This is a genomic window from uncultured Pseudomonas sp., from assembly GCF_913774235.1.
In the GTDB taxonomy this organism is placed as follows: Bacteria; Pseudomonadota; Gammaproteobacteria; order Pseudomonadales; family Pseudomonadaceae; genus Chryseomonas.
Window position 1 is genome coordinate 119,390 of the sequence record NZ_CAJYDW010000020.1, and the last position, 11,345, is coordinate 130,734.

Here is an 11,345-nt window from a genome sequence, read left to right on the forward strand (position 1 = left end):
TGCCATCGCCCGTCGGAACAGGAATTTCCTCGCCATGAAAGCTTTCGCCAAAGTGCTGGGTATCGTTCTCGTCGGCCTGCTGCTCCTGCTGGTCGCCGTAGGCTTCGCCCTCACCCACCTGGTCGACCCCAACGACTACAAGGACGAGATTCGCCAGCTGGCGCGCGACAAGGCCAACGTCGACCTGCAGCTCAAGGGCGACATCGGCTGGAGCCTGTTCCCCTGGCTGGGCGTCGAACTGCACGACGCCACCCTGGCCAGCGCCGCCACCCCGGACCGCCAGCTGGCCCAGGTGCAGCGGCTGATCCTTTCGGTGCGCCTGCTGCCGCTGCTGCTGCGCCGCGACCTGGAGATGAGCGACATCAAGATCGACGGGCTGGACCTCACCGCCAGCCGTGACGATCAGGGCCGCAGCAACTGGGCCGAGATCGGCCGCCCCGCCCCTCAGCCTGGCCAGCACGAAACGCCCGCCAACACCCCGGCCGACGATTCGGCGCCCACCGAGCCGAAGAGCGCTCGCCAGCCGCTCAAGCTCAACGTCGAGAGTCTCACCGTGCGCAACTCGCGCATCGAGTACAGCGATGCCCAGAGCGGTGCCCGCTACGCCTTCGAAGGCATCGACCTGGAAACCGGCGCCATCTACGCCGGCACGCCCATCCCACTCAAGCTGGCCGGCACCGCCAGCACCACCCAGCCGCCGGTGAACGCCACCGTGCAGCTCAGCGGCGAATTCCGCTTCGATCCGGCTAGCCAGCAATACGCCCTGGACAATCTCCAGCTCACCGGTGACGCCACGGGCGAGCCCTTCAACGGCAAGCTGGTCAACTATTCCGCCAGCGGCCAGTTGGCCGTCGACCGTCGCGCCCAGACCGCCGAATGGACCAGCCTCAAGCTCACCGCCAACGAACTCAAGGCCCTGGGCGATCTCAAGCTGACCGGTCTCGAAACCGCGCCCCAATTGACCGGCGGCCTATCCATCGCCCGCCTGGACCTGCGCGCCTTCCTCACCGGCATCGGTGTCGAGCTGCCGGCCATGGCCGACGACAAGACCCTGCAACGCTTCGAGATGAATGCCCAGCTGCAGGCCAGCCGCAACGCCCTGGTACTGAACGACTTCAACTTCAACCTGGACGACAGCACCCTCAAGGGCCGCGTCGCCCTGGACGACATCGCCCGCCGCGCCCTGCGCGTCCAGCTCAGTGGCGACACCCTGGACCTGGACCGCTACCTGCCGGCCAAGGCTGCCGCCGCGCGTCAGGCCAACCAGGCGCGGGAAGCGGAAGTCGCCCAGGTCGATGCCACCGCCACCCAGGGCAACTCGCCGCTGCCGGAAGCCCCCACCCAGCACGCCTGGAGCCAGGAGACGCTGCTACCGGTGGAGCGCCTGCGCAGCCTGGATGCCGACGTCGACCTGAGTCTGCAGGGCCTGACCCTCAACCGCCTGCCCTTCGAGAACGCCAGCCTCAAGGCCAAGGCCGCCGCCGGCCAGCTGCAGCTGAGCGCTCTGGAAGGGGAACTCTTCGGTGGCCACTTCCAGGCCAACGGCGCCCTCGACGTACGCGGCGCGCAGCCGCAACTGACCGCCCAGGAACGCATCAAGGGCGTGCCGGTGGAACGCATCCTCCAGGCCCAGGGGCAGAAGCCGCCGGTGGAAGGCCTGCTCGACCTGGACGCCGACCTGCGCAGCAGCGGCGCCAGCCAGCGCGCGTTGATCGACAATCTGGGCGGCACCGCCCGCTTCGCCCTGCGCAACGGCCAGTTGATCGACGCCAACGTGGAAAGCCAGCTGTGCCAGGGTATCGCCCTGCTCAACCGCAAGCCGCTGGAGCTGCCCCATGGCGGCCAGAACACCCCCTTCCGCCAACTGAGTGGCAGCCTCACCATCGTCAATGGCGTGGCGCGCAATCAGGACCTGAGCGTCAGCGTGCCGGGCCTGGCGGTGAAGGGCAGCGGCGACATCGACCTGCGCACCCTCGGCCTCGACTACCGCCTCGGCATCACCGTACAGGGCGACACCAATGCCGCTGCCGATCCTGGCTGCCAGGTCGGCGAGCGCTATGCGGACATCGAGTGGCCCTTGCAGTGCCGCGGCCCCCTGGAACTGGGTGCCAAGGCCTGCCGCCTGGATCGCGAGGCCATGGGCCAGATCATCGCCCGCGCCGCCGGCAATCGTCTGAACGAAAAAATCGAAGAGAAGCTCGGTGATAAAATCAGCCCCGACATCCAGAACGCCATCCGAGGGCTGCTGCAACGCCGATGACTGACGACGCCTTTGGTACCGCCGTACTGGCCTGGTACGACCTGCACGGGCGCAAGGACCTGCCCTGGCAGCAAGCCGTGACGCCCTATCGCGTCTGGGTCTCGGAGATCATGCTCCAGCAGACCCAGGTCGCCACTGTGCTGGGCTACTTCGACCGCTTCATGCAGGCCCTACCCACCGTCGAGGCCCTGGCCGCCGCCCCCGAAGACGAGGTGCTGCACCTCTGGACCGGCCTGGGCTACTACAGCCGTGCGCGCAACCTGCACAAGGCCGCCAAGACCGTGGTCGAGCGCCATGGCGGTGAATTCCCACGCAGCGTCGAGGCCCTGGCCGAGCTGCCCGGCATCGGTCGCTCCACCGCCGGTGCCATCGCCAGCCTGAGCCTGGGTATCCGTGCGCCCATCCTCGACGGCAACGTCAAGCGCGTCCTGGCCCGCTATACCGCCACCCCCGGTTACCCGGGCGAACCCGCCGTGGCCCGGCGCCTGTGGGAGGTGGCCGAGCGATTGATGCCCCACGAGCGGGTGGGCCACTACACCCAGGCGATGATGGACCTGGGCGCTACCCTCTGCACCCGCAGCAAACCCAGCTGCCTGCTGTGTCCGGTCAAGCCCGGCTGCCGCGCCCATCTGCTGGGCCAGGAAACCGACTTCCCCGCGTCCAAGCCGCGCAAGACCCTGCCGCAGCGGCACACCCTGATGCCACTGTTCGTCAACGACGACAACGCCGTGCTGCTGCAGCGTCGGCCTTCCACCGGTCTCTGGGGCGGCCTCTGGGGACCACCGGAAGTGGCCGACGAAGCCGAGCTCCTGGCCCTCGCCCAACGCCAGGGCCTGAGCGTCGACGAACGCCAGGCGCTGCCCGGCCTGGTGCATACCTTCAGCCACTTCCAGCTGGCCATCGAACCCTGGCTGGTGCAGGTGGACCATCGCCGCCACGCCGTGGCCGAGGGGGACTGGCTTTGGTATAACCTCGCCTCCCCGCCGCGCCTGGGCCTCGCCGCCCCGGTGCAGAAACTGCTCAAGCGCGCCGAGCAGGCGCTCAAAGGAGAATCCGCATGACCCGCACCGTGATGTGCCGCAAGCACAAGCAGGGGCTGCCCGGCCTCGACCGTCCGCCCTACCCCGGCGCCAAGGGCGAAGACATCTACCAGCACGTCTCCAAGCAGGCCTGGGAAGAGTGGCAGAAACACCAGACCATGCTGATCAACGAGCGTCGGCTGAACATGATGAACGCCGAGGATCGCAAGTTCCTCCAGGCCGAGATGGACAAGTTCCTCTCCGGCGAAGACTACGCCCAGGCCGAGGGTTACGTGCCACCAAGCGCCTGACCAACCGCTAAGCGCCCGAAAAATCTAAATTTTTTTCGGCTCGCTGTTGACACAAGGTCGAGAAACGCTTTTAATGCGCCCCGTTGCCCAGGTAGCTCAGTTGGTAGAGCAGGGGATTGAAAATCCCCGTGTCGGCGGTTCGATTCCGTCCCTGGGCACCAAGACACACCTCCAAGGTGCAATGGCATCTGGAGAGCAGAGAAACCGGCCTAGCGCCGGTTTTTTTGTGCCTGTGCAATTTGGGACTGGCGCCCTGCCCTTTCCCACCCCTCCCAGCACGCCAACGCCCGTGCCAGAGGCCTTGCTCTCGATTCAAAATCGCCTGGCACCCTTGACTCTCTACCCACTTCAGACTTTGTAATGGTTTGGCGTCCCCCAACAGCAATCCCTTTCGGAGTCAGTACCATGAGCAGTTGCAGCGCCAAGCATCACGCCAATCACAGCCATCAACATGGGCCGAATTGCGGACACACCGCCATCGAGCACGACGGGCACGTCGACTATCTTCACGACGGCCACCTGCACCACATGCATGGCGATCACGTGGACGAGCACGTCCTCGCCGTCAGTGCCACCAATCCCGACCAGTGCACCCACGGCCAAAGCAGCGGCCATGCGGCCGATCACGTCCATGGTCCCGATTGCGGCCACGAAGCCGTCCCCCATGGCGATCATGTCGACTACCTGGTGGATGGCCGCCTGCACCACGTCCACGACGGCCATTGCGACGACCACGGCCCGGTGACCCTGGTCGACTGAGGTCGCGGGCGCTGTCGGGCGCTTCAGACGCCCAGGCAGCGCCAACCATCCTCATGCCGAGACCTGCGCAGCTGGCGGCCCAGCTTCGCCGATATGAACCGCCAGCCAGACGCTGATAACAGCAGGATCGGTATAGGTCACCCAATGTTCGGTGTGCGCCGGGATGAATAGCGTATCGCCCGGCCGCAGCGCGACTTCCCGGCCCTCCAGAGCGACCCGCGCCGCACCCGCGAGCAGCAGTACCCATTCGTCGTGCGGCTGTTGGTAGGGAGCCTCCGGGGGCGTGGTCTGGCCCTGTGAGAGAATGCGTTCGAGGCGGCAGCCGGGGCGATCGAGCAGGGTGGTGAACACCTCCGCCGTGATCGCCTCGGGCAGGTCGATGAAGAGATTGGTCATGACGTTTTCTCGGCTGGTGTCGGCAAGGTCGTGCGTGCTCCAGCGAGCCTGCAACCGTCGCGTCGTCCACTCAAGCGCCAGTTGCAGGCCCTTGTCCATCCTCCAGCGCTCGCCCTGGCCGATAAATACCAGCAAGAGTGGGAACGGCCAGACCTTTTCATCGAGTCGTCACCCACGTGGCGAGATTTTCAGCGATGATCGGCAGCGCGACCGGTGGCCTCTCTAAACTGCCGATCGCGGCTGCCCCTCCGCGCGAATGCGACCGGGCGGCCAATCCTCGCTGAAGGCGCAAGGAGGCGCTCGCTGAATGCCCAATCGTTCGATTACCTGCATGAATCAGCCCTTACCCGTCCTGCCCCACGCCGGCACCCAGGTACGCAAGACCCCGACCACCGAGCCGGCGCCGCCTCTCTGGCTGAGCCTGCTCGAAGGCGTCAGCCGGTGGCTCAACCGACTGTTCCTCGGCCTGGTCCTAGCGCTGGTCGTTTTTACCTTCTGGCACTGGTGGCAGGGATGAAGCGACGCCTGGATCAACTCGAACTGGTGATCCTGATGTGCGGCATCGGCCTGCTGGCGCTGGCCCTGATCGTCGCCGTGAGCATTCAAGGGCTGGACTGGGGTTGAGCCGGTCTTACCAGACCTTTACCTGGCCTGACGCCCGCTGACAGCCAAAGGTGTTTCATGGTGACGCGGCCCAACGAGCGCCGCGAGGAGAACACCATGGCACCCCGAGCGTCGTTGATACTGCTGTTGACCGCCACCCTGACCGCCAGCGGCCTGGCCGCGGCGCACGAATATCCAGGCACCGAGCGCGCGCGCTGGGACGGCGCCAGCGCCGATACGGCTGGCTTCGTGCCGGTGGGCGAGTACCGGCGGCATCATCGGCATCATCCCTACTATCTGCGCGATCGTTATCCCTACAGCTATTACCAGCCCTACCCCCAGCCCGGCTACGGTGCGCCGCACTGGCGCCCCCTGCCACCCGGTTACTACCCCGCCCAGCCCGCCTATGAACCGCGCCCCTATTACGGACCGCCGCGGCATTGGTGAACCACTTGGCAGAGCCGAGTTCGGATGATGGCCTTTTGCGATGAGTCGCACAGGCAGGTATTGGCCAGAAGAGCAGAATGCCATCACCCACTAGGGCTTCCAGGGCTACCGACATGTACGAGAGAGACGATGTAATCTGCATGGCCTGCCTGGCGACCATGGCTGCGGCCTTCACCGGCTTCATCATGGTAATGGCGCTGCTGTGATCTCCAGATGGACGAAACCCCGCGGAGGCGGGGTTTCGTAGGCGGTATGGCGCGATCCTAGATGGGACGACTGCCATATTTGCTGTCGGGCTTCTTGGGCGGGTCGGCCACCACGTTGGCGTCGATTTCCTGCACCTTGCCACCTCGCGCCAGGAATTCCTGCATGGCTCTTTCCAGGGCTTCCCGTTCGCGCTGCTTGGCTTCTACCGAGGGCAGTTCCTCGGGCTCGGCTTCACGCTTCTTCTTGGCCTTACCGCCAGTCGCAGGCGCTTCGCTGTCGTTGTCGCTGCTCTCTTCCGACTCGGCGTCTTCGGTCGCCGCGGCGAAATCGTCGTTATCGCCCTCTTCTTCCGCGCCTGTCTCCAGGTCGTCCTGTTCCAGTTCTTCGTCGCTCATAAACCGCCTCCAAACACATTGGGAAAATCGGGCCGCGCGTTTTGACGCGACCTCCTAAGAAAAATTCCTGGCTATTCGCCTTGCAGCGTCGCGATCACGCGACGCGCCCCACCCTGATCGCGATGCTCGCCCAGGTAGATGCCCTGCCAGGTACCCAGGGCCAGGCGGCCCTGCTCCACCGGCAGGCTGAGGCTGCACCCGAGCAGACTGCTCTTGAAATGCGCGGGCAGATCGTCCGGGCCTTCGTAGTCGTGTTCGTAACCCGCCTGCCCCTGGGGCACCAGCCGGTTGAAGAACCGCTCGAAGTCACGCCGTACTGCCCCATCGGCATTCTCGTTGATGGTCAGGGAGGCCGAGGTGTGTTGCAGCCAGAGGTGCAACAGGCCGATTCGGCAGCGGCTCAGCTCAGGCAGCTGATCCAGCACCTCATCGGTGATCAGATGGAAGCCCCGCGCGCGTGCGCGCAGGGCAAAGGTCCGCTGCAGCCACATGAGCAATCACCGCTGATCGATAGGCGCGCGCATTCTAGCGCGACGCTCGGAAAAGCAAAGCGGTGAATGCTCACCGCTGGCGTGCAGTCTAGACACAGCACGACGGCGGTTGTTCCAGCCGTATGGCAGACGTGAAAAAGGCGCCTCGCGGCGCCTTTTTCGGCAGAGTCGGGCTTACAGGTTGTAGCCGCGCTCGTTGTGCAGGGTGAGGTCCAGACCCACGGTCTCTTCTTCCTCGTTGACTCTCAGGCCCATGACCACGTCCAGCACCTTGAGGATCACGAAGGTGACGATACCGGTGTAGACGATGGTGAAGGCCACGCCCTTGAACTGGATGAAGAGCTGGGCACCGATGTCGGTCACGGTACCGAAGCCACCCAGGGCTGGTGCCGCGAAGACGCCGGTCAGCAGGGCGCCGACGATGCCGCCGATGCCATGCACGCCGAAGGCATCCAGGGAATCGTCGTAGCCCAGCTTGCGCTTGAGGCTGGTGGCGCAGAAGAAGCACAGCACGCCAGCGGCCAGGCCGATGATCAGGGCGCCCATGGGGCCGGCGGTACCGGCGGCCGGGGTGATGGCGACCAGGCCAGCGACCACACCGGAGGCGATGCCCAGGGCGCTCGGCTTACCATGAGTGATCCACTCGGCGAACATCCAGCCCAGGGCGGCAGCGGCGGTGGCGATCTGGGTGGTCAGCATGGCCATGCCGGCGGTGCCATTGGCGGCAGCGGCGGAACCGGCGTTGAAGCCGAACCAGCCGACCCACAGCATGGCGGCGCCGACCAGGGTGTAGCCCAGGTTGTGCGGGGCCATGGGAGTGGTCGGGTAGCCCTTGCGCTTGCCCAGTACCAGGGCCGCGACCAGACCGGCGACACCGGCGTTGATGTGCACCACGGTACCGCCGGCGAAGTCCAGCACGCCCCAGTCCCACAGCAGACCGCCGTCACCGCTCCAGACCATGTGGGCGATGGGGGCATAGACGAAGGTGAACCACAGGCCGGTGAAGACCAGCATGGCGGAGAACTTCATGCGCTCGGCGAAGGCACCGACGATCAGCGCCGGGGTGATGATGGCGAAGGTCATCTGGAAGGTGACGAAGACACTTTCCGGGAACAGCGCGGTGGCCGAGGTGACGGCGTCGTGCTGCAGGCTGGACAGGAAGGCCTTGCCCAGACCACCGATGAAGGAATTGAAGTTGGTGACGCCCTTCTCCATGCCGGTGGTGTCGAAGGCCAGGCTATAGCCGTAGAGCATCCACAGAATGCTGACGAGACCGGTGATGGCGAAGCACTGCATCATCACCGAGAGAACGTTCTTGGCGCGGACCATGCCGCCGTAGAAGAGTGCGAGGCCGGGAATGGTCATGAACAGCACGAGTGCCGTCGAGACCAGCATCCAGGCGGTATCGCCGCTGTTGATGGCAGGGACAGGGACCGCAGCCGCTTCCTGGGCCATGGCCAGGCCCGGCAGCGCTACGAAAGACATGAGGGCTCCTAGCCCTGCGTACGTGCGCAGAGTCATCGTTGTTTCTCCTGGGGCTCGTTTGGGGTTGGGCTGTCGGTTTAAATCGTCAGATGGCGTCTGTGTCGGTTTCGCCGGTACGGATGCGGATGGCCTGCTCGAGGTTCACCACGAAGATCTTGCCGTCGCCGATCTTGCCGGTGTTGGCGGCCTTGGTGATGGCCTCGATGACCCGGTCGAGCTGATCGTCGGCGATGGCGACGTCGATCTTGACCTTGGGCAGGAAATCGACGACGTATTCAGCGCCGCGATAGAGTTCGGTATGGCCCTTCTGGCGGCCGAAGCCCTTGACCTCGGTAACGGTGATGCCTTGCACACCGATCTCGGACAGCGACTCACGCACGTCGTCGAGCTTGAATGGCTTGATGATGGCGGTGACTAGTTTCATGAACTTCTCCCGATTGAGTGGACTTGCCCCAGGAAAACAAACCCCGGCCCAAGTCTAGCGCAGTGACCGTCTGTTTAACCGCCGACGTGTGATCGCCGTGGTCGTGGCAGAAGCGGCCGTGGCGCGCCTCTGGCCAGGCGCCCTCCGACGCCCGTGTTTGAATCGGCAGTAGCAGAAAGCTTGCCAGTTTTGCGAACGGGTACGGATTCCGCGGGCCGCACGCTTCGCGCGCCACTTGACGGGGCAGATTCGCCACGGGCGGGCAAGACTTTGCACCAATACCGATCATCCCTGGCAGCAGACTCGCACCGAAGCAGTGCAAGACCTGCCAGGCGGGTGCCGGAAGGCGCTGTGCTACACTCGGGCTTTTGATCCGGCAGGGGATGACCATGTCTACGACCCGTTCGTTGTTCGATTCCCTGACTCAGCAGGCCAGCCGGCTGTTCGGTCAGGATTCGCCGTTGCCCAAGGCGGAGATCGAGAGCCAGTTCAAGGCACTGCTGCAGGGCGCCCTGGCCAAGCTCGACGTCGTGAGTCGCGAGGAATTCGATGCCCAGATGGCGGTACTGGCACGCACCCGCGCCCGGCTGGAAGCCCTCGAACTGCGCCTGACCGAACTGGAGCAGGCCCAATCCGGCAGCGTCACCCCGCCGGTGACCCCGGCCACGGACGTCGCACCCGCCGACTGATCCGTATCGGCTGCGCCAGGATGGCGCAGTCTTCGACTGGCGCACTGCGATCAAGGAGAGATCATGTCGCTTGCCCTCGTTCATGCCCGCGCCCAGGTGGGCGTAGAAGCTCCACCGGTAGTCGTCGAGGCACATCTAGCCAACGGCCTGCCTGCCCTGACTCTCGTCGGCCTGCCGGAAACGGCGGTGCGCGAAGCCAAGGATAGAGTGCGGAGCGCCATCCTCAATGCCGGCTTCGAATTCCCCAGCCGCCGCATCACGCTCAATCTCGCCCCGGCCGACCTGCCCAAGGACGGTGGACGCTTCGACCTGGCCCTGGCCATCGGCATCCTTGCCGCCAGCGGACAGCTGCCGGCCCAGGCACTCGACGGCTATGAATGCCTCGGTGAGCTGGCGTTGTCAGGTGCAGTGCGACCGATCCGCGGCGTGCTGCCCGCAGCCCTCGCCGCCCGTGCCGCCGGACGGGTACTGGTGGTGCCCCGCGCCAATGCCGAGGAGGCCTGCCTGGCCAGTGGCCTGCAGGTGCTGGCGGTGGATCATCTGCTGGAATTCGCCGGCCACCTGAGTGGTCAGGCACCCCTTGCCCACTATCAGCCCAGCGGCCTGCTGCGCACGCCTTTGCCCTATCCGGATCTGGCGGAAGTCCAGGGGCAGCAGGCCGCCAAGCGCGCCCTGGTGGTGGCCGCAGCGGGTGCCCACAATCTATTGCTGGCCGGTCCACCGGGAACCGGCAAGACGCTGCTCGCCAGCCGTCTGCCCGGACTGCTGCCGCCCCTGGACGAGGACGAAGCCCTGCAGGTGGCCGCCATCCATTCGGTGGCCGGTCCCGAGCCGCTGGAACATTGGCCGCAGCGACCGTTTCGCCAGCCGCACCATTCGGCGTCCGGCCCAGCCCTGGTCGGCGGCGGCAGCCGGCCAGGTCCGGGCGAGATCACCCTGGCCCACCGCGGCGTGCTGTTTCTCGACGAATTACCGGAGTTCGACCGCAAGGTGCTGGAGGTACTGCGCGAGCCGTTGGAGAGTGGCGAGATCGTCATCGCCCGGGCGCGCGAGCGCGTGCGCTTTCCGGCGCGCTTCCAATTGGTAGCGGCGATGAATCCCTGCCCCTGCGGCTATCTCGGCGATCCCACCGGGCGGTGTCGTTGCAGCCCGGAGCAGGTGCAGCGCTATCGCGCCAAGCTCTCCGGCCCCTTGCTCGACCGGATCGATCTGCATCTAACCGTGGCCCGGGAGAATCTGCGCCTGGGCGCTTCGCCCGTTGCCGAACTCACCACGGCGGAGGCCGCCCGTCAGGTGGCAGAGGCACGGGCCATCCAGATGGCACGCCAAGGGCGACCGAACGCGCTGCTCGGGCTGGATCAGCTGCACCAGGTTTGTGCATTGAGTGAGGCGGATCAACGCTGGCTGGAGGGCGCAGGCGAGCGGCTCAATCTATCGCTGCGTGCCCTGCACCGGGTCATAAAGGTGGCCCGGACCCTGGCCGACCTGTCAGGTCAAGCCGAGATCCAGCGAGCGCAACTGGCGGAGGCGCTGCAATATCGACCAGCCCACTAGCGGCCGGCGTCTTCGCGGTAAAGCCGGGGCGGATCCTGTAGCCGATCCCGTAGCGCCTGGTTCTCCTGCGCCAGCTCGAAACACATGGCCCGCCACTGGTGAGCCAGTTCGCGATAGTCGTCCCGCTCCGCGCGCAGCGTGCTCAGCATGCGCTCGACGGCCTGCACCGCCTCGTTGGATACGCCCATGTCACCCCTCCTCTTGCACTGTATTTGCATACAGTAGTCAGAGTATTGCCGGCCGGCAAGCGCCTTAGTGAGCAGAATGGAAAAAGGGAGGCCGAGGCCTCCCTTTTTCCATTACCT

At 65.6% G+C, this 11,345-nt stretch carries 14 protein-coding genes and 1 tRNA gene; 9 read left to right on the top strand and 6 right to left on the bottom strand.

What is annotated here, in order from left to right; genetic code table 11:
* Window positions 1-34 precede the first annotated feature (34 nt).
* The 5 genes from QZ471_RS23715 (at window position 35) to QZ471_RS23735 (ending at window position 4,349) form a co-directional block, all read left to right on the top strand.
* A complete protein-coding gene (locus QZ471_RS23715; RefSeq protein WP_295468520.1) occupies window positions 35-2,260 on the top strand; it encodes an AsmA family protein in 2,226 nt (741 codons plus the stop codon).
* Window positions 2,257-3,321 (top strand): A/G-specific adenine glycosylase, encoded by a 1,065-nt coding sequence (gene mutY / locus QZ471_RS23720; protein ID WP_295468522.1) that lies wholly within the window; start codon window positions 2,257-2,259, stop codon window positions 3,319-3,321. Before QZ471_RS23715 ends, mutY begins: the two co-directional genes overlap by 4 nt.
* Complete coding sequence (locus QZ471_RS23725; RefSeq protein WP_295468524.1) at window positions 3,318-3,590, top strand: oxidative damage protection protein; 273 nt, start codon at window positions 3,318-3,320, stop codon at window positions 3,588-3,590. The genes mutY and QZ471_RS23725 overlap by 4 nt, the downstream gene beginning before the upstream one ends.
* 85 nt (window positions 3,591-3,675) lie before the next feature.
* Window positions 3,676-3,751: transfer RNA gene (locus QZ471_RS23730), tRNA-Phe, on the top strand.
* A gap of 244 nt (window positions 3,752-3,995) precedes the next feature.
* Window positions 3,996-4,349, top strand: coding sequence for a hypothetical protein (locus QZ471_RS23735; RefSeq protein WP_295468526.1), 354 nt, complete (start codon window positions 3,996-3,998; stop codon window positions 4,347-4,349).
* 51 nt (window positions 4,350-4,400) lie between these two features.
* On the opposite strand, the gene QZ471_RS23740 is transcribed toward QZ471_RS23735, so the two are convergent.
* On the bottom strand, window positions 4,401-4,844 hold the full coding sequence (locus QZ471_RS23740) for a cupin domain-containing protein (RefSeq protein ID WP_295468528.1): 444 nt from the start codon (window positions 4,842-4,844) through the stop codon (window positions 4,401-4,403).
* A gap of 232 nt (window positions 4,845-5,076) precedes the next feature.
* Between QZ471_RS23740 and QZ471_RS23745 the strand changes: the two genes are divergently transcribed.
* The gene (locus tag QZ471_RS23745; RefSeq protein WP_295468530.1) at window positions 5,077-5,262 is read left to right on the top strand and encodes a hypothetical protein; all 186 of its coding nucleotides are present in this window, start codon (window positions 5,077-5,079) and stop codon (window positions 5,260-5,262) included.
* Window positions 5,263-5,465: 203 nt separating this feature from the next.
* Window positions 5,466-5,795 (top strand): hypothetical protein, encoded by a 330-nt coding sequence (locus QZ471_RS23750; protein WP_295468532.1) that lies wholly within the window; start codon window positions 5,466-5,468, stop codon window positions 5,793-5,795.
* Between the two features lie 263 nt (window positions 5,796-6,058).
* Here the strand turns inward: QZ471_RS23750 and sutA are convergent, their stop codons facing one another.
* From sutA to glnK, 4 genes are all read right to left on the bottom strand, one after another.
* Window positions 6,059-6,397 (bottom strand): transcriptional regulator SutA, encoded by a 339-nt coding sequence (gene sutA / locus QZ471_RS23755; protein ID WP_295468534.1) that lies wholly within the window; start codon window positions 6,395-6,397, stop codon window positions 6,059-6,061.
* A gap of 71 nt (window positions 6,398-6,468) precedes the next feature.
* Complete coding sequence (locus tag QZ471_RS23760) at window positions 6,469-6,888, bottom strand: secondary thiamine-phosphate synthase enzyme YjbQ (RefSeq protein WP_295468535.1); 420 nt, start codon at window positions 6,886-6,888, stop codon at window positions 6,469-6,471.
* Between the two features lie 174 nt (window positions 6,889-7,062).
* Complete coding sequence (locus QZ471_RS23765; protein ID WP_295468537.1) at window positions 7,063-8,409, bottom strand: ammonium transporter; 1,347 nt, start codon at window positions 8,407-8,409, stop codon at window positions 7,063-7,065.
* 49 nt (window positions 8,410-8,458) lie between these two features.
* The gene (glnK, locus tag QZ471_RS23770; RefSeq protein WP_003096476.1) at window positions 8,459-8,797 is read right to left on the bottom strand and encodes a P-II family nitrogen regulator; all 339 of its coding nucleotides are present in this window, start codon (window positions 8,795-8,797) and stop codon (window positions 8,459-8,461) included.
* 389 nt (window positions 8,798-9,186) lie between these two features.
* On the opposite strand from glnK, the gene QZ471_RS23775 reads away from it, so the two are divergent.
* Complete coding sequence (locus QZ471_RS23775) at window positions 9,187-9,486, top strand: accessory factor UbiK family protein (RefSeq protein ID WP_295469182.1); 300 nt, start codon at window positions 9,187-9,189, stop codon at window positions 9,484-9,486.
* 63 nt (window positions 9,487-9,549) lie between these two features.
* Window positions 9,550-11,040, top strand: coding sequence for a YifB family Mg chelatase-like AAA ATPase (locus QZ471_RS23780; RefSeq protein WP_295469183.1), 1,491 nt, complete (start codon window positions 9,550-9,552; stop codon window positions 11,038-11,040).
* Here the strand turns inward: QZ471_RS23780 and QZ471_RS23785 are convergent.
* Window positions 11,037-11,228, bottom strand: a complete 192-nt coding sequence (locus QZ471_RS23785) for a hypothetical protein (RefSeq protein WP_295469185.1) — start codon at window positions 11,226-11,228, stop codon at window positions 11,037-11,039. The genes QZ471_RS23780 and QZ471_RS23785 overlap by 4 nt on opposite strands.
* Between the last annotated feature and the right edge of the window lie 117 nt (window positions 11,229-11,345).

Coding starts and splice junctions, on each gene's coding strand:
- QZ471_RS23715 (WP_295468520.1), top strand. CDS start 35: ATGAAAGCTTTCGCCAAAGTGCTGGGTATCGTTCTCGTCGGCCTGCTG.
- mutY (WP_295468522.1), top strand. CDS start 2,257: ATGACTGACGACGCCTTTGGTACCGCCGTACTGGCCTGGTACGACCTG.
- QZ471_RS23725 (WP_295468524.1), top strand. CDS start 3,318: ATGACCCGCACCGTGATGTGCCGCAAGCACAAGCAGGGGCTGCCCGGC.
- QZ471_RS23735 (WP_295468526.1), top strand. CDS start 3,996: ATGAGCAGTTGCAGCGCCAAGCATCACGCCAATCACAGCCATCAACAT.
- QZ471_RS23740 (WP_295468528.1), bottom strand. CDS start 4,844: ATGGACAAGGGCCTGCAACTGGCGCTTGAGTGGACGACGCGACGGTTG.
- QZ471_RS23745 (WP_295468530.1), top strand. CDS start 5,077: ATGAATCAGCCCTTACCCGTCCTGCCCCACGCCGGCACCCAGGTACGC.
- QZ471_RS23750 (WP_295468532.1), top strand. CDS start 5,466: ATGGCACCCCGAGCGTCGTTGATACTGCTGTTGACCGCCACCCTGACC.
- sutA (WP_295468534.1), bottom strand. CDS start 6,397: ATGAGCGACGAAGAACTGGAACAGGACGACCTGGAGACAGGCGCGGAA.
- QZ471_RS23760 (WP_295468535.1), bottom strand. CDS start 6,888: ATGTGGCTGCAGCGGACCTTTGCCCTGCGCGCACGCGCGCGGGGCTTC.
- QZ471_RS23765 (WP_295468537.1), bottom strand. CDS start 8,409: ATGACTCTGCGCACGTACGCAGGGCTAGGAGCCCTCATGTCTTTCGTA.
- glnK (WP_003096476.1), bottom strand. CDS start 8,797: ATGAAACTAGTCACCGCCATCATCAAGCCATTCAAGCTCGACGACGTG.
- QZ471_RS23775 (WP_295469182.1), top strand. CDS start 9,187: ATGTCTACGACCCGTTCGTTGTTCGATTCCCTGACTCAGCAGGCCAGC.
- QZ471_RS23780 (WP_295469183.1), top strand. CDS start 9,550: ATGTCGCTTGCCCTCGTTCATGCCCGCGCCCAGGTGGGCGTAGAAGCT.
- QZ471_RS23785 (WP_295469185.1), bottom strand. CDS start 11,228: ATGGGCGTATCCAACGAGGCGGTGCAGGCCGTCGAGCGCATGCTGAGC.